Source organism: Aquimarina sp. TRL1, from assembly GCF_013365535.1.
GTDB classification, from domain to species: Bacteria; Bacteroidota; Bacteroidia; order Flavobacteriales; family Flavobacteriaceae; genus Aquimarina; species Aquimarina hainanensis.
In genome coordinates, this window is the sequence record NZ_CP053590.1 from 994,612 (window position 1) to 1,011,052 (window position 16,441).

Here is a 16,441-nt window from a genome sequence, read left to right on the forward strand (position 1 = left end):
TCTATAAGGTCATATTTTTATGCTAACCAGGAAGTACGGTCTTCCCTAAATTTGTTCGTATTTCTGAAACATAAAACAGTATTACATTTCGTTATTTCTCAAGAGCCCACAGTACATAACATTATCATCTACAGACCTTTAAAAACCACCTCTTCAAAAAGCATCCAATAAAACCTAAATATGTTCGATCTATTTTTACACTCAGTAAGTTAGCATAAAAAATAAACATACTCACATCGCTGCTTTATTAATCACTGCTTCCAATTCTAAAAAAGCTTTTTTCTGTGCTGGTGCCAGGATGGTTTCCTTTATTTTTTCTGCAATTATTTCAATGATATTTCTTCTTGCTTTAACACTTTTTCCAAAATAAGCATTCATAATCGAGTTTGGTATGACGTACTTTATTTGTATCGAATTCTCATGGGTAAAATAGATTTTTACTGCATGCATCGAACTCTTTTTAAGCACAATACACTGAGCCATTTGCCCATTCGCATCTGTTCTAACTTCCCATCGATCATATTCTTTGGTACATTCAAAAGAAGCAGCTGTTTTTAAAAAGTCTCCTAAGCTGTCTAACGAATTGTATTGCTGGTTAACGGTCATTGTTTTTTCCATCGGTACAAAATTTAATATCGTTCGTATATTCCTTAAAAAATTAATAATTCATTTCTATAAAATCTCCATTTAGCTTATAACTAAAGGTAAAATTAGTCCCTCCATTTTCTGGGGTGAATACTGTGACATATTCGGTTTTAGCTATATCTCCATTTTTTGGAAATTTTATATATGCCATTTTGAACGCTGGTTTTTCAATGTTTTTTTCTTCTTCCAATTTCTTTCTAGCCTGTTCGGCTAATTCTCCTAATTTAGAAAGACTTATTTTTTCATTTAACTGAAACATAAAATCTGCTGCTCTCGTTCCTTCCGGGACTTCTAGTGATATTTCTGAGTTCTGTGTCCAGCTTCCTCGCATTAAATTCCACTGTCCCATTTTTAAAGATTCGGGAGCTTTGGTTACGGTTACTCCAATAATATTTCCAATTGATTTATTATAGCTGATCATCAAATCAGTGAAGTAAACCTCATCTCCAAACTTGCTTTTTATTTCTTTTTCTATCACTTCAAATCCTGCTGCATTCGCTTCTTGTCTACTGGAGCTTCCTCCACAAGCTAGTAATGTAATTGCCATCCCTACTAATCCTATCTTTTTTAATCCATTCATCTGTACTGTGTTTTTAGTTATTATCGACACAGTAAAAGTATATGGTACTGGTAGGACAGAAAATAGGAAATCTATTTCTGAGGTTTTAGAATAAATAAGTGTAACACTTTAAAAAATATTCGCAATAGAGGAAAATTCAGCCCTTATTCCAATGTAGAAACGCGTTTAAGAAGTGTTCTTTTTTTCGGGAAGAAACTGGTATTTTTTTACCGTTTTTCAAATAAATAACACCTGATTTATCATACTTATCTATAAATTTTAAGTTGACCATATAGGATTGATGCGGTCGTGTAAAATTAGCCTTAGAAAGACGGTCTTCAAACTCCTTTAAGGTTTTTGAAACCATGTATTTTTTATTGTTACTGCAATAAAAAGTTGTATAACCCTTATCTGATTCACAAAATAATAATTCGTTTAAGTCTACCACCTGGAAACTATCCTGAAGCGACAGTATGATTGTAGAGGCTTCATTGTCCCATACTTCTTTGACCGTTTTTATCTGTTTTTTTTGTTCTGCTATCGGTAGGGCTGCCACCTTTTGTAATGCTACTTGCAACTCTTCCATATCTACCGGTTTTAACAGATAATCTACTGCTCCTATTTTTAAGGCTTGTAAGGCATGCTCTTCATAAGCTGTAATAAAGATTACTTTAAAATTTAGATTTTCTGTCTGTTTTAAAAAATCAAAACCGGTACCGTCGGTAAGATTTATGTCTAAAAAAATCAACTCCGGCTTACAAGCATTTGCTACTACAACCGCCTCTTTTACCGACTCGCATTCTCCTATTACTTCTGTTTCAGCATCTATCAATTGTAATAAATTCAGTAAGCCTTTTCTAATATATTCCTTATCTTCTACTATTATTGCTTTCATGATACGTTTTCCTGTAATTTATAGGGGATAATTAAAGTAACCCGGGTTCCTTGCTCGTTATATTTCTTTCTATCTTCCACAGTAACCGAGCTACTCATTTTAAAATCTTTTGATAATATTTTTAAGCGTTCAGAAGTGATTGTGGTCGATAATGATTTTTTAGTCCCCTGCGGCTTTTCTTTTTGAGCATCAACTCCAATCCCATTATCTGTAATGGTACAAATCAAATTTTCATTTGAATAGGACAAGTGAACATCAATTATTCTATCTTCTTTTTGATTTACAAATGCATGTTCTATCGCATTTTCTACGAATGGCTGAATCAGCATAGGGGGGATTTCAAACAGTGATGTATCAATAGCTTCTTCTACAATAACTGTATATATATAAGTTTTATCTTCTAAATTCTGAAGAGCTAAATAGTTTTTTATCGCAATTAATTCCTGAGAAAGTGATACTGTTTTGTCTCTAGAGTTTTCTAAAGTAATACGAAGCAATTTGGAAAACTTGGACAAATAAGCAACTGATTTCTTTTCTTCTTTATTTAGTATCATCCCTTGTAATACGGATAGTGAATTAAAAATAAAATGAGGAGTCATCTGTGAACGCAGCAATTTTTGTTCTATGATGATATTTTGAGTTTTAGATTTTTCATTTCTTAATTTTAAAAAGAAAATTGCTGCTCCTAATACTAATGTAGTGATTAAAAAAGCAATCACTCCTAATAATAGGTTTCGTTGTGACTTTTCTAAGCTATTAGTTGTCGTTTGAACTGTTTGTGTAAGTCTTAATTCTCTTTTCTCTGCAGATGCTAATTCATTTTTGTACTTATATTCATACTCTACTTCTGTAATCTTCTGAATATGCTCCCTATTAAGCAGACTGTCGTTCAATATTTTTAATTGTTGATTACTTATAAGGGCTTTTTTATGTTCTCCTAATTCATTGTTTATTAGAGAAAGTAATTCATAGGCATCACTCCGATGTTTTAAAAGTTTGTATTTATTAGCTAGTTGAGCTGCTTTTTCGGCATTAATCAATGCCAAATTGTATTTTTTCATATAGTAATACACGTATGCGATTCCTACATACGATTCTACTAATTCATATTGCTTTTGATTAACCGAGGTAATTTTATTCGCTTCTTGAAAATTGGCTAAAGCTTTGGAATAGTTTTTCATTCCCAAATACGAAAAACCTAAACCATTAAGACTCAATGCTAAATATTCATTATCTTCTATTGCTTTACTAAGGGTATTTGTTTCCTTAAAACAAGAGAGCGCCTTCGCAAATTTCTTTTTATCAAGATAGATCCCTCCCATATTATTTTTGATGGCAATAATATTTTTGTTATTGTGATTCGCCTGTTTAATCGCTAAAGCTTTTTTATAAAAATCTAGTGCCTTATCATAAAGTCGTTGTTGTCTGTAAATATTTCCAATATTATTTAACGATTGAAAAATACTAAGGGAATCTTTAGATGATTTAGCAAGATCTAATGATTTATGGTGATATTCTATTGCCTGTGAATAATCACCTTGATTAAGATACATCATAGCCATTGAGTTCCAACAACTAAGCATCCCATATTCATTGTTATTATTTGTATACGCTCTTAGGGCTTTTTTATAATTAGCTAAGGCTTTTTTATATTTTCCTATGTCTGAGTAGATATTGCCTATATTATATTGATAATTGGGTAAGTTCTTTTTTATGCCTAATTTCTGATCGATCGCCAACGCCTCTTCATAATATTGTAATGCAAGCTTCTTGTTTCCTTTATAGTTATATAAGACCCCTAAAGCATTTTTACACCCTGCAATTCCTTTTAGATCATCTATTGAAGTATACAACTCAATTGCTTTTTCATAATTATGTATGGACACTTTAAAATTAGCGCGTTCCATATAAGCAATCCCCTTCATATAGAAACTGCGAGCTTTTCCTTTTACGGATTTAATTTCATCGGCAAGTTTTCCGGCTTGTTCGGCATAGGCTAATGACTGAGAAAAATTGTTTCTATAAAGATAATACGCTAAATGATTGAGGATTTTTACACGAACTGTGTCTTTCCTGGTATACGTTTTTAGTTCTTTTTTTAGACTGTCTATCTTCTTATACTGAGATAAGCCAGTTGTAGAAAAAGATAAAAAACACAGTAAGCAAATAATAGGTGCATTTATTATTTTCATAAAATAAAGAACGGTTATTATACTTTCAAATCAAAAAAATAGGGAATTATTCTACTCTCCCTTACTCTCCAACCTTTTTTAAGAGAGAGAGGAACGAGATAAAATTGTTTGTAGTAAAGAATAGAATTGAACTACCATATTCTTGCTCTTATATTTCACGTATAAAAACTTCATTTTTCTGTAGAGCTTTTATCAGTGGCGGGAGCAGGACTAAAAACATGTAAAAAACCTGGGAAACTTCCATAAAAACACCTTGCAAGGCATGGAATTCTGAAAGACATATTAACTCCTGAACAAATAGCTACTATCCCCGTTCAATATATCTCACTGGAAACAAGAGAAAGAAAATAAATATGCCCTCTGTGAAATAAATACCATCGTAAAACAAGAAATAGAATTAATAAAACGTATTAATCAATCCTCTAGAATTAAGAAAATCAATGAAGCTTATTTCAAAATACAAACAACGATTATCCGATCACACTACTCAATCTAAACATCGGTAAATACATGGCAATAAGAATCACCCCGACAATAACTCCAACAAATAGGGTCAAGATCGGATTAAGCACATTAGAAATCACTTGAGATTGGTATTTTACCTGCTGATTATATTGTTCATTCAATTTCTGAAAAATAAACTCTGTTTGATTGGTCTCCTCGGCAACACGAACCATAGCAATCATTTTTTTATCAAAAATCGGACTTTTGGCAAACGAAGCACTTAATGCATCTCCTGCTAAAATCAATTGCTTTGTTTTATACAACCCTTGTTGAAGAGGATAAAAATTAATCATGTTTTTTACTAAGTCAATACTTTCTACCATGGGAACCTTTGCAGATGTTAACAAAGAAATTGCCTGAGTAAATTGTGCCATATAGATCTTTTGGAAATAATTTCCCAGGATGGGAATCTTCAATTGTACACTCCCTAATATTTTGCGATACCACTGTTTTTTGGAAACAAAAAATAATACTCCAATACAAACAACAATTGCTCCAAACAACAAAATCCCATGGATACTTATAAAATCAGAGAAATTAATAATTCCTTTTGTAACCCCTGGCAGATCCACATTGTTTTGTTTAAAAATATCTACAAACATTGGTACAACATAACGAAGCATAAAGGCAATAACTATCATAGCGGTGCACATTACAATAACTGGGTAAGTAAGTGCTGCAACGATCTCCCTTCTCAACTCGTTTTTACGTTTATAAAAATCGCTGAGTTCTAAAGTGATTTGCGCCAACTCCCCCGTTTGTTCTCCAATTCTTATAGCATAATATTCATAATCGGTAAAGTTTTTATTATGCTTAAGGATTTCAGAAAAAGGTGTTCCTGTAACCAGTTGAGAAAGCATAAACTTCATCAATTTCTGATCTTTTTCTTTTTTTTGAGTATCTGATAATAACTCCAGACCATTTCTAAGATCAATCCCTGATTTTAACAGTACACTTAGTTCTGCATACCATTGCTCTTTCTTTTTAGTATTAAATGCATTACCAAATAAAGTAATCTCTTGAGTCAATATCGATGAGAGATCAAAAGAGCTTTCTCTTCTATCTTTCTTTTTGGTATTTGAAATTTTTATCCCCATGCTTCAGAAATGTATTGTAGGATCATTATGTTTAAATACAAAAATGCGATGTAATTCTCTGGTATTATCAAAAGTTAATTTTATAGCGTCAATGCTTCCCGCATGTACAGCTTTTCCCTCAAAATAAAACTCTTTTTCTCTTATTGTTATTGGATAGGTATGAATTGGTGTGATAATACTATCAGTAAAGAATTGGTAGCTTCGCTCATCTATAGGAGAAAAAACTTCTAATGTATTTTCTATCGGGTTCCATTTTGCAGAAGTGAATTTATTAAAATCTATAGTTAATGCTGCTTCAAGCGATTGTATCTGTTCTTTATACTCATAATTTTCACCAATACTTCTCATATTATTTTGTACTACTGTTAATACCGAAAATGCTAATCCCGCCACTATTGCCGAGATAACAATAACTACCATAACCTCGGTAAGGGTAAAGGCATTTATTTTATAGTTCAGTTTCATCATTTTATAAACAGTTTTTTTCTATGTTCGATATTACTTTTAGTATAAGATAAAATAGCAATATCTCCTGTTGATGTAATTACAATCTCCCAGCCATCAAAATCTTCTGTATATGGTAGCTTTATTTTTTGATGAATAAAAAGGTATTCCAGCTCTTTCACTCTGTTTTCTATAGGGCTATGATCTTGTCGTATCTGATTATTAAAAATATTATTAAAACTTAAACTAGCTACCATAAATACAATAATGATCAATACAGAAGCCGTAAGGGCTTCTATTAAGGTGGCGGCTCTTATTTTTTTTAGTACAACCATTTTGCTATAGTATTTTTAGAATTTGCAAAAGGGAGTCCAGCATAATCTACCACTGGATTTATTAAGATTTTACCATTATAAATATGATTGAGGTATACAGAACCAGACTGGCGAGTTATATATTGACGAGAATACAAAGCCCCCTGTACTTCTCCTTGAAAATCTATATTTCCCTGACAATAGACTTCTCCTATAACACCTACATTAGCTGCTATCTTCAGGTTTGGCTTAAGACGTCTTTTTTCTTTTTTATCCTTACTTTTATTCAAATACACAACCACACCTTCTATAATTGTTCCTTCTTCAATTATAAAATCTGGTTTATCATTTTGTTGTTGGTTATTCTGTGGGATACTATAAGCAATATTTTGATCCAAAAGTATCATCGCAGAAGGATAAGACAGGTGACACCTCTTCCCTATTTTAATCTTTTTAGTAGCAACCCCTTGAAAACGACCGTTTACTCCATTTTTTATAATGATTTCGGGAGCGATTAAAACTACATCTGTTAATTCTGTTTGAGGACCAACAACAATTTTTGTCTTCGATTGAATGACTATATTTCCTGTTATCTTTTCGTCTTCCAGAAATACCGGGTTTGTATCATAGATAACATAAACAGGATCATGAAATGAATTTTTAAGTTCTCTTTGCTTTGCTATTGGCTCCCCCGTATCAATCAGTATTCCTTGTGCAAGTCCTTCTAAATATGTTAGCCATTCTGGTTTTAATTCTGGGAGTACTGTTTTACTTTCTATCACACGACCATAATGTAGCGCACTACCTTGATAATAATTACCTGAAATATTCCCTGCCTTAATCCCCAGTTTAGGAAGATAACTGTTTCCTTCTAACCGAGTACTACCAACAACAACCAAAGGTGAATTTGCATCTTCTAAATACAAATTTGGCGTTGTTTCTGATATTTTTACTCCTGTAAAAGCTACTCTTGACACTTTTCTATCATGCACACTAATTTCTGTATATTGTTTTAACCAAGCTCCATGATAACCCGATATCTCTTTTATTGTTACAAGATTCTGTACAGAAACAATTGTATCGCCTGTTACAACGTCATTATTCAAAGATTCAAATATCCTTGTATTGGATTGTTCAAAAGCTTGCACTAACTCTTTAGATTTGATCCTGAAAAAAGAATGAACATGCGTAAGCAATAAAAAAGCACCTAACAATAATGCCACTAATACCGAAATGAGTATGGCAAATTGCATAGCCTGTGCTTTTATTTTTGAAAAAAACCTCAATGCACTATTTTAAATTCTTTAATTTTCCCTTTGTAACGCATTCTGACTGAACTCGAAAAAGCTTTCTGCAATGTCACCTCAGAAACGGTTTGTTTTAATTTTATCAGCTGATCATTACCATTGATCTCTATCAAATAAATCGCATTAGCATTGCCCTGACCAGACACGACCCCTTTATATTTGATTATAGGCCAAATCAAAGAATCCTTTTTCTCTATCTTTTTTGATTTGCTTACTTTCTTTTCTGGTCTGTAAAGGGTACCTAAAAAAGGGTCTCTCTCTACAGCATCCAAAATAAATTTTTCTTGCTCTTTGACTTCTATTGGAGCTACTGATATATCCTCTGCTTCTACAATTGCTGAGGCTTCATCCGAAAATGCTCCTACTATCTGAAAAATAATAGCTCCCCAGATAAAGGCTACCAGTGGCAACAAAACATATAATCCTTTTTTACCTTTTAGCATGATCCCTTAATTTATTGTAAAACGTAATACATCACTAGATTCACTTTGATTACCAGCTTGATCAAATGCTTTTAAAAACCAATAATAGGTTGCACCTGTTTCAAGGTCAATATCTGAAGGTGATGTCACCTTGGTTTTGGTCGCAAGCTGTGTTAACTGTTGATCTTTATAAATATAAATACTATCAAATTCTACAGTTCCTTCTACAGCTTCTCTTGTCCAATTAAAAGTTACTGTAGCTACTGATTGTGATGCATCATTAACTGGAGCAGTTGCCACAGGTTTCTTAGGGTTTTTACTATCTACAGTCAATGTTCTTGTGGTATAGAGCGTACTTTGGGTATTATTTTCTGCACGTACCTGCCACTTGGTTATTCCTTCTGGAAAAGTGATTAGCAATGAAGTACCTGTAGTAGTTTTATCACTGATAATCTCATCACTTCCGTTTAATAGCTGCACTCTATAAAGTGTAGCAGCAGTTACTGCTTGCCATTTCAAATTTGTTTCTGTGGTATTTATGATCTCATTGTTTTGCGGAGTTGTTAATAATACCTCTCGAGCAGAAAAATCTTCATTTTCAAATACTGTAAAACTTGCTGTAGTGTATGGAGTATTAGACCCTGAATTCTGTGCTCTCACTCTCCATTGATATCCATTCTTAACCAAAGTAGTATTAAAATTTGTAGTAGTTACGGTAGTATCCACAATAACCTGAGAAGCATTCTCAAAATTAGGTTGTGCTAATTGCAATCGATATTCTGTCGCCTGATCTACAGCTTCCCAACTAAATGTCACCGAGGTATTTGTTACCGACACTCCTTCAGACGGGGCAATCAGGACTGTTTTTACTTCTGTTAAATTCTCTTCAAAAAGCACCTCTTCGCAACCAATACACATTGCAAATAGCGCTATTAGATATATCTTGTTTTTTTTCATCTCTAAAGTTTAAAATAATTCATTTTCCCTTTTGCTTTTTCTGCATCTTGATAAGTATTTTTTGAACAGGAAGCTTTTTCATCAATAATACCTACCATATTTATTTGTTTTTTATCATTTTCTCCCCAGCAGAAAAAAGATAATTCGTAGGCAAAAATTGTAGCTTCTGCAAAATCAATTGTTTTGTAAAGCTTCCCTTCTTTAACCAGAGATATTTGATATTGTTTATAAGAATGATTACTCAAAAAAATAGCTTCTGCATTATTGATTTCCTGTATAAGAGCTTTCGGCAATGCCAAAGACACAGAAGTAACAATAGCCGCTTCTTTATGACTTTTCAGATACGTAAAAGTTTGTGTATTATAGTCCTGTTGCAACTCTGCAATAGTTCCAACGCGATCTAATATCTCTAGGGTTAAAAACTGGGGTTTACTCTCTAAAGAATCTACATATTTGATTTCTTGTGAATTATTCCTATCCGCCTTTAAATAGGTATTAAAAGTAGTTTTATTAAAATCTACAGAAGTGCTATTTGCCCTTATCAGTTTTTTGTATTCTGGTATGGTCGAAATCTGAAATCCTGAGCTATACACACCTTCTTTATGCAATCCTATTACTCCTAACGCAACTGGGTTTTTGCTAGCTGTATGCATTACCTCCTTATTAATTTTAACACTATGACATCCAATACAACAAAACGTCAAAATTATTGCAAAACAGTATATTTTATAATTCATGATATTGTTCTTCTTCTATTTATATTATTAATTGAGGCGTTGTAACAATACCCTGCATTGCAGATATGTTACCCCAGTCCTAAAATTTTTCTTTTTTTCAAAATGTACCTGAACAATATTTCCAAAACTATATTGTTGTTCTAGTGCATATATTACTTCTATCAATGCCTTATAATCGCCTTGCAAAATAAAATCATAGGTAGTAATCTCTTCTTTTGTTACTTCATCATCATAGATATGTGGCTCTTCAAAAGCAATAACCTTAATTTCTGACATATTAGATAAAGAGTTCAACGTTTTCAATAAGTTATGCTGTAAAGAGCTTCCTTTGAGATTGTTTTTTCTCAAAATCGCTTCTAACTGCTGTTCCTTTTTTTTTAATGCAGCTAACTGTATAGGTGCTGCCAAGTACTTTTCTTTTTCATATTCTAATTTGGAAACTTCAGAATGTATAGCAAATGTTTTGGCAATACTAAAACGATACGCTACAAACAGTATGCACAACAAAACAGCTATCAATACTATATTTTTAGTTTTTTGTTTCATCCGACTTAATCTTTAATGTTAATTCAAAATCAGATATATTTTGTTTATCTAAACCATATTGTACTATCGTAACAGCATCTACAAATGATAATCCTTCTATCGCTCTTAACCAGATTGTAAAATCTGATTTATCTATTGATTTACCTGAAACAGAAACTATTTTATCCTTAAATTCTATAACCTTATCTTTTCTAATAGGTTTTGTTAAAGGTTGATATGCAAGGGATGTTAACACTATAGTGGAAGGCTGTACTTGCACAATTTTATTAATATAATTGGAGCTTCTGGAAAAACCTGTAGTCAAAACACTTTGTACCAATGCTTCCATGATCTTTACTTCAGATTGTTTCTTAGTAATTTGATCTTTTTGAGTTGTATAAACCTGAAGTTCTTCCTGCAATCCTTGCCATTTTTTATAATTCGAATTGAACACAAAAAAATTAACCAGTAATACTATCAAAAGAAACCCTATACCTCCTTGTAATGTATTTTTAAAAACCCGAGATTCTACATAGTGTTTATATAATTCCTGATTTTTAATTCCCAGATTCCCCGAAACTTTATTATTACTCATCACAGCATCCAAAGCTATTGCTAATGGCAAAGAATGTGTTGATGCAAAAACAAGCCCTTCAATACTATATTGCTCTTCGGTATTTTTTTGGTTGGTTACTATTGAAACTACTTCACTATTACTATAGTGTACTTCTCCCCTATGGGTTTTTAAACGCTCGCCATTACCGTACTCTGATAACACTGCCATTTTTAATGCCCCCAAAGAAATAGAAGTAACTTTGAATCCTTCATTTTGAAATTCTTCAATAAGTGTATCTATATATCTTTTTCTACATACTGCAATAAATGATTTTTCTGTTGTTCGCAGTACCTGATAGTAAAAATCATTGAGGTTAAGGTTAGGGAAAGCTTCTGCAACTATCTCTGCATCGGTTCCTGTATGAGCTACTTCTTTAGATAATATTTTATCATCGGTAATAACCAGACTTAATTCGCTGTTTTTTAGAAATTTATACAACTTATTATAATGTCGTACTGTAAAAGTTTGAGTTATATCTAACTCTCCTTTTTTTTGCATGAGTTCGAGCCCCAAAAGTATAAGTTCTCCATTATTATCTGAATGTTCTACGGTGACTAATATTTTGCCAAAGGGGTTGTATGCCGATAAAAAATCCTTCATTAATAAAATACTGTAGGTTTGATAATTACGTTCAGTTTTTTCTTAGAATCTTCTCTTTTTCGCTTACTAAATAGCCATTTTAAAATAGGGATACGAGACAATAGTGGCACTCCTGATCCCGAATCATTTTTTACTTTTTGTTCTATTCCTCCGAGAATTGCCACATCATTAGCTCGCATTCTCATAATCGATGAGAACTTGCGACTATTAATATCTGGGGGAGCATTTTCAGCTATACGTTTTCCACTAAAACTAGATTGAATCACCTGTATATCAAGAGTAATCTGTCCATCACCCGATACAAATGGTTTAAATTCTAACGCTAATTCAGCATCTATTGGAAGATAGTTTACGACTTCTGAAGTCTGCGGAATCTGTGATCCAAAAAAGTTTTGGTTCGTTACTGCATAATAGGTAGTTTGCCCACTTGATAAGTATGCTTTATGTCCATTTAAAGTACTCAACTTTGGGGTGGATAATATTTTCACATTACCATTGCTTTCCATTGCTTTGATATCCATATAAAAATTAGGCACCACATTTCCTAAGTTTAAAGACCCAAAACCATCGAACCCTCCTATTACTCTATTTATTGTTGAGGCTCCCAAGGTAATATTGGCATTAGGAAAAATTGTTCCTTCTGTAGTGACAGGTTCTTTACCTATACCAAATTCTACTCCTGCTTCTAAAGTAGCAGAGCGGTTGACCTCTAAAATCATTACTTCAATTAATATTAATGGAATCGGTTTATCTATATACTTTATAAATTTCTTAAATTTCTCTACCTGGGTACCAGAACCACTAACAATAAAACTATTGAGTTCCGCATCTATTTTTATATCTAATCCTGTAGTGACAGTTATCGGAAAAATTTCTGAAATCGAACTTACCTGCATCTCATTAGAAGAAGATGATTTTCTATTTCTAAAAGAGGAACTTCGTTGATTTCTATTAATCCCTGTACTCGATCCCCCAGATATATAATTAACACCTCCTGTGGGAAAATTAGAAGCGCCATCCCCAGAACCAGAGTAATTTGCATCTCCTAACATCACTATAGAACGATGCATCATTTGCACCATTTCAATTTTTTTGAGAGACAATTGATCCTCTGTCCCAAAATAATAAACGTTACCTTCTCTCTTAAAAGTAAATGTCTTTGATGTCGTTGCTAGATTGTTCTGTATATTTTGCTGCCCATTATAAGTATTAGATTTCTCTTGATTAGACGCATCTATTTGCCCTGAAACTATATTGCTTTCAAAAATTTTTGACAATAATTCATCAAAAGAAATCGATTCAGCTTTTACTGTAACGTTACCTGCATTTTCTAATGGGGAAGCAATAAAAACATCAAGTTTTAAATCTTCAGACAGGGTATAAATTACATTAGACACTGGTGTGTTTTTTAAATCTACAGACACCCTTTTTGCTAACGTATCTATCACTTTATACGAAAAATTAGATCGACGTAAGCGATAACTTGCTGGTTTACTTCCTGACTTTCCTGCTTGTTCAAAAGAGGTAAACTCATAAAACCCGTCTTTTGTTTTATTATAGTCCAGATCATTAGCCTCTGCCATTTTTTTCATGGCAACATCAAAAGAGACATTCTTGATAAAGAAATTTAAGTTTTTATCGTTGAGCTCAGGAGTGAACAATAAATTCTTACCAGAAACTTCTGTTATTTTTCTAAAAACCTTAGATAAAGGATCATTATTTAAATCAATGGATAGTTCGGTACTAAGAACATCATACGCTACCAATATTTTTTTTTCTGTAGGAGCAACCACAGGCAACACATACTTTTTTATTGATAATATATTTCCTGTAAAAGCAATATCTAATTGATATTCTTTTACCAAAAACATTAATAAATCCTGAACAGTAACATCGTTAAATCCATTTATAATCGGGATGTTATTTAATTCATTTGACAAATTAATATTAATCTTATGTACCTGGGATACTGCTCGTAAAAAATTGAGTAATGAAGTGTTTGATATATTTACATTTACCTTTTCTGTTAAGCCAGGGATATCTACATTAAGAAGCTCCAACTTGTTTTCTATGTTAGAAATCCTACTATTATTTCCCCCCTGATTCTGAAAATCTACTTGTGCAGAAACCTGTACCCCCACAGTAAGAGCGAAAATTAGTATTAGCTGTTTTATTTTCATCTTTGTTCTTTTATTCCTTTTTAATTCTCTGATATGATGCATTATCGCCCCCTAATCAATAATATTTAATTATTTGTCAGCAAAGCATATACTTCTTCTACCGAAGTTTCTCCATCGAGAACCATCCTTATCGCGTTATGTCGTAATGTGTTTATTTTTTTCTTTTCTATATAGGTGTCTATCTGCAATTCATTATGTCGAATAGCTACCTCTAATTCTTTAGTTATAGGTAGTATTTCGTAGATCGCTTTACGCCCCATATATCCGGTATGATAACAATGATTGCACCCTACAGCTATATAATGCTGTTCCATTTTTTCAGGGATTTCAAAACCTTGAGGAAAATCTCTTGTTTCTGCTTTCTTTTTTGTTTTACAATGTGGGCAAAGTTTTCTCACTAAACGTTGGGCAATACTCATAGCTATCGTATTAGCCAGTAAAAAAGCAGGCACTTTCATATCGATTAATCTAGAAATAGTTGCCCATGCAGAATTGGTATGTATCGTAGAAAGTACTAAGTGTCCTGTTAATGCTGCTTTTATAGCCATCCCTGCGGTACGATCATCTCTGATCTCACCAACCATAATAATATCTGGGTCCTGACGTAAAAATGCGCGTAATGCAGCTGGGAAATCGAACTCAATATCTTCTCTAAGCTGTACTTGGTTGATTCCTTGAAGTGTGTATTCGATAGGGTCTTCGATCGTGAGAATATTAGTTGTTTCTTTATTTAGCTCTTTTAAAGAGGCATAAAGGGTCGTCGTTTTACCTGATCCTGTAGGTCCGGAAATCAGAATAATCCCTTGCGGTTTTTTTATTGCTTCACGATATTCCTCTATTTCTTCTTTTGTAAAACCTAAATCGTTTAATGATACTTCCTGGGTATTACGATTAAGTAATCTGAGTACAATTTTTTCTCCATACAAAGTAGGCATGGTAGACACTCTGATATCAAACTCATCTGTACCTTCTTTAAATGTTATTCTCCCATCTTGTGCTAATCGTTTTTGTGAAATATCAAGACCTGATTGTATTTTGATTTGGTTAACCAACTGAGGATATTCTGTATTAGAGATCGTATATTGTTCTTTTAGTTTACCATCTAATCTAAAGCGAACTCTACACAACTTCTCATAAGGTTCCATATGGATATCACTACTTCCAAAATCCTTAGCTGTAGCAATTAGTTTCTGTAAAAACTGATCTTGGTATTCCAATTTTTCAGTAGAAGAAACAGAAGTTTTTCTATAATTAAAGGTTAAATAGGACTGTATATCTTCTGTAGTCTCAGATATAATATCAACAGAACAATCTAAAATGATAGTTAGTTCCTTTTGTAAATCTTTTACATCTTGATGATCTGTTTTTAACGTAAGTCTCCCTTCTTCTTTAGCAACAGGAACTATCCTGTAATGAAAAGCTTGATTGGATGTAATCAATTGTTTTAACTCTACAGGTATTTCATATGTTTTTACACTACTCATATCAGATATAAAGTTAACATGTTAGTATTCCAATATGTTATACATATTACGCCTAGAAACACTGACATATATCCTGCAAGTGGTATCGTATTGTGTTTTGCTCTTTTCTTTACTACAAACCATGTTACAACTGAAAAAAGTAAGGAGAACACCAATAGAATTATAAACGTAATTGTTGGAAAACTCACTCCCAGAACGAGAAAAAACAAAAGATCTCCCAATCCAAATACTTCTTCAAAAAAAGGTCGCTGTATTCTTATCAAATTATATACATATAATGTCCCTATAATAACAATAAGAACTCCCAGGTTGATCAATACTGCATACAGAAAATTAATATGATTTACATTTTGAAAATGTAAAACACCTAGTAAACCAATCAAAACGAAAAAGACAAAGCCGTAGACTTTTCTATCTTTAAAATCCTGATAGGCAATTACTCCCAGAACACCTATGATTATTACTTTTATTAGAAACATTAGTCCTTTATTATTTGTTTTGGATTACCTTCTTCATTGATCTCCCACACATTAAATACGCCGTCCCCATCAAAATCGACTACCGCAGTTGCTCTAGCCTTAAAATTAGATACGGTAGCTTCTAATACTTCATAGTTATAATTAGCTGTTCCACCAGAATTTACAGTCTTTGGAGCCTCGTAATTAAGCTCTGTAAAGTCCATAGAATATTTAGAATTAAGGTAACGATATTGGGCCTGCATATTACTGATTGTTTTCAGCTGTATTTTTGCTTCTTGCGCTTTGGTTTGCGCGATCAAAGGCAAAAAATTAGGCAATGCTATTAACAGCAATATTCCTATAATTGCCAGTACCAAAAGCATCTCCTGTAAATTGAAGCCGTTTATTTTAATGAATAAGACTTTTCTCATTTGTTTTTATTAGTATTTTATTCAATAGTGATAAGAACTTCTAATATTATCTTTTGATATTAAACAAGTCCTGA

Annotated in this window: 17 protein-coding genes; all 17 read right to left on the reverse strand. The window is 32.6% G+C overall.

Annotated features, from left to right (window positions below; all coding sequences use genetic code 11):
* Nucleotides 1–231: 231 nt before the first annotated feature.
* The 17 genes from HN014_RS03885 to HN014_RS03965 all read right to left on the reverse strand — a co-directional run bounded on the left by HN014_RS03885 (nt 232) and on the right by HN014_RS03965 (nt 16,367).
* On the reverse strand, nt 232–618 hold the full coding sequence (locus tag HN014_RS03885) for a hypothetical protein (protein WP_176027580.1): 387 nt from the start codon (nt 616–618) through the stop codon (nt 232–234).
* Nucleotides 619–658: 40 nt separating this feature from the next.
* Entirely contained in the window at nt 659–1,225 is a 567-nt protein-coding gene (locus HN014_RS03890) for a hypothetical protein (protein ID WP_176027581.1), read from the reverse strand.
* A gap of 136 nt (nt 1,226–1,361) precedes the next feature.
* On the reverse strand, nt 1,362–2,099 hold the full coding sequence (locus HN014_RS03895; RefSeq protein WP_176027582.1) for a LytTR family DNA-binding domain-containing protein: 738 nt from the start codon (nt 2,097–2,099) through the stop codon (nt 1,362–1,364).
* Nucleotides 2,096–4,291 carry a tetratricopeptide repeat protein gene (locus HN014_RS03900; protein ID WP_176027583.1) on the reverse strand — a complete coding sequence of 732 codons (2,196 nt, stop codon included), beginning with the start codon at nt 4,289–4,291 and terminating at the stop codon, nt 2,096–2,098. Before HN014_RS03900 ends, HN014_RS03895 begins: the two co-directional genes overlap by 4 nt.
* A gap of 470 nt (nt 4,292–4,761) precedes the next feature.
* Nucleotides 4,762–5,892, reverse strand: coding sequence for a type II secretion system F family protein (locus HN014_RS03905; RefSeq protein WP_176027584.1), 1,131 nt, complete (start codon nt 5,890–5,892; stop codon nt 4,762–4,764).
* A 3-nt stretch (nt 5,893–5,895) separates the two neighbouring features.
* Entirely contained in the window at nt 5,896–6,360 is a 465-nt protein-coding gene (locus HN014_RS03910; protein WP_176027585.1) for a type II secretion system protein J, read from the reverse strand.
* The gene (locus tag HN014_RS03915) at nt 6,357–6,671 is read right to left on the reverse strand and encodes a hypothetical protein (protein ID WP_176027586.1); all 315 of its coding nucleotides are present in this window, start codon (nt 6,669–6,671) and stop codon (nt 6,357–6,359) included. The genes HN014_RS03910 and HN014_RS03915 overlap by 4 nt, the downstream gene beginning before the upstream one ends.
* Complete coding sequence (locus tag HN014_RS03920; RefSeq protein ID WP_176027587.1) at nt 6,659–7,903, reverse strand: hypothetical protein; 1,245 nt, start codon at nt 7,901–7,903, stop codon at nt 6,659–6,661. Before HN014_RS03920 ends, HN014_RS03915 begins: the two co-directional genes overlap by 13 nt.
* 29 nt (nt 7,904–7,932) lie before the next feature.
* Entirely contained in the window at nt 7,933–8,400 is a 468-nt protein-coding gene (locus HN014_RS03925) for a hypothetical protein (protein ID WP_176027588.1), read from the reverse strand.
* 6 nt (nt 8,401–8,406) lie between these two features.
* Complete coding sequence (locus tag HN014_RS03930; RefSeq protein WP_176027589.1) at nt 8,407–9,336, reverse strand: hypothetical protein; 930 nt, start codon at nt 9,334–9,336, stop codon at nt 8,407–8,409.
* A gap of 2 nt (nt 9,337–9,338) precedes the next feature.
* Nucleotides 9,339–9,989 (reverse strand): hypothetical protein, encoded by a 651-nt coding sequence (locus HN014_RS03935; RefSeq protein WP_176027590.1) that lies wholly within the window; start codon nt 9,987–9,989, stop codon nt 9,339–9,341.
* A gap of 111 nt (nt 9,990–10,100) precedes the next feature.
* Nucleotides 10,101–10,619, reverse strand: coding sequence for a hypothetical protein (locus HN014_RS03940; RefSeq protein ID WP_176027591.1), 519 nt, complete (start codon nt 10,617–10,619; stop codon nt 10,101–10,103).
* The gene (locus tag HN014_RS03945; RefSeq protein ID WP_176027592.1) at nt 10,603–11,814 is read right to left on the reverse strand and encodes a hypothetical protein; all 1,212 of its coding nucleotides are present in this window, start codon (nt 11,812–11,814) and stop codon (nt 10,603–10,605) included. Before HN014_RS03945 ends, HN014_RS03940 begins: the two co-directional genes overlap by 17 nt.
* On the reverse strand, nt 11,814–13,994 hold the full coding sequence (locus HN014_RS03950; RefSeq protein ID WP_176027593.1) for a type II secretion system protein GspD: 2,181 nt from the start codon (nt 13,992–13,994) through the stop codon (nt 11,814–11,816). The genes HN014_RS03945 and HN014_RS03950 overlap by 1 nt, the downstream gene beginning before the upstream one ends.
* 65 nt (nt 13,995–14,059) lie before the next feature.
* Nucleotides 14,060–15,478, reverse strand: a complete 1,419-nt coding sequence (locus tag HN014_RS03955; RefSeq protein WP_176027594.1) for a GspE/PulE family protein — start codon at nt 15,476–15,478, stop codon at nt 14,060–14,062.
* Complete coding sequence (locus HN014_RS03960) at nt 15,475–15,957, reverse strand: hypothetical protein (RefSeq protein WP_176027595.1); 483 nt, start codon at nt 15,955–15,957, stop codon at nt 15,475–15,477. The genes HN014_RS03955 and HN014_RS03960 overlap by 4 nt, the downstream gene beginning before the upstream one ends.
* Nucleotides 15,957–16,367, reverse strand: a complete 411-nt coding sequence (locus tag HN014_RS03965) for a prepilin-type N-terminal cleavage/methylation domain-containing protein (RefSeq protein WP_176027596.1) — start codon at nt 16,365–16,367, stop codon at nt 15,957–15,959. The genes HN014_RS03960 and HN014_RS03965 overlap by 1 nt, the downstream gene beginning before the upstream one ends.
* Between the last annotated feature and the right edge of the window lie 74 nt (nt 16,368–16,441).

Coding starts and splice junctions, on each gene's coding strand:
- HN014_RS03905 (WP_176027584.1), bottom strand. CDS start 5,892: ATGGGGATAAAAATTTCAAATACCAAAAAGAAAGATAGAAGAGAAAGC.
- HN014_RS03910 (WP_176027585.1), bottom strand. CDS start 6,360: ATGATGAAACTGAACTATAAAATAAATGCCTTTACCCTTACCGAGGTT.
- HN014_RS03895 (WP_176027582.1), bottom strand. CDS start 2,099: ATGAAAGCAATAATAGTAGAAGATAAGGAATATATTAGAAAAGGCTTA.
- HN014_RS03900 (WP_176027583.1), bottom strand. CDS start 4,291: ATGAAAATAATAAATGCACCTATTATTTGCTTACTGTGTTTTTTATCT.
- HN014_RS03925 (WP_176027588.1), bottom strand. CDS start 8,400: ATGCTAAAAGGTAAAAAAGGATTATATGTTTTGTTGCCACTGGTAGCC.
- HN014_RS03940 (WP_176027591.1), bottom strand. CDS start 10,619: ATGAAACAAAAAACTAAAAATATAGTATTGATAGCTGTTTTGTTGTGC.
- HN014_RS03965 (WP_176027596.1), bottom strand. CDS start 16,367: ATGAGAAAAGTCTTATTCATTAAAATAAACGGCTTCAATTTACAGGAG.
- HN014_RS03885 (WP_176027580.1), bottom strand. CDS start 618: ATGGAAAAAACAATGACCGTTAACCAGCAATACAATTCGTTAGACAGC.
- HN014_RS03960 (WP_176027595.1), bottom strand. CDS start 15,957: ATGTTTCTAATAAAAGTAATAATCATAGGTGTTCTGGGAGTAATTGCC.
- HN014_RS03920 (WP_176027587.1), bottom strand. CDS start 7,903: ATGCAATTTGCCATACTCATTTCGGTATTAGTGGCATTATTGTTAGGT.
- HN014_RS03950 (WP_176027593.1), bottom strand. CDS start 13,994: ATGAAAATAAAACAGCTAATACTAATTTTCGCTCTTACTGTGGGGGTA.
- HN014_RS03915 (WP_176027586.1), bottom strand. CDS start 6,671: ATGGTTGTACTAAAAAAAATAAGAGCCGCCACCTTAATAGAAGCCCTT.
- HN014_RS03945 (WP_176027592.1), bottom strand. CDS start 11,814: ATGAAGGATTTTTTATCGGCATACAACCCCTTTGGCAAAATATTAGTC.
- HN014_RS03955 (WP_176027594.1), bottom strand. CDS start 15,478: ATGAGTAGTGTAAAAACATATGAAATACCTGTAGAGTTAAAACAATTG.
- HN014_RS03930 (WP_176027589.1), bottom strand. CDS start 9,336: ATGAAAAAAAACAAGATATATCTAATAGCGCTATTTGCAATGTGTATT.
- HN014_RS03935 (WP_176027590.1), bottom strand. CDS start 9,989: ATGCATACAGCTAGCAAAAACCCAGTTGCGTTAGGAGTAATAGGATTG.
- HN014_RS03890 (WP_176027581.1), bottom strand. CDS start 1,225: ATGAATGGATTAAAAAAGATAGGATTAGTAGGGATGGCAATTACATTA.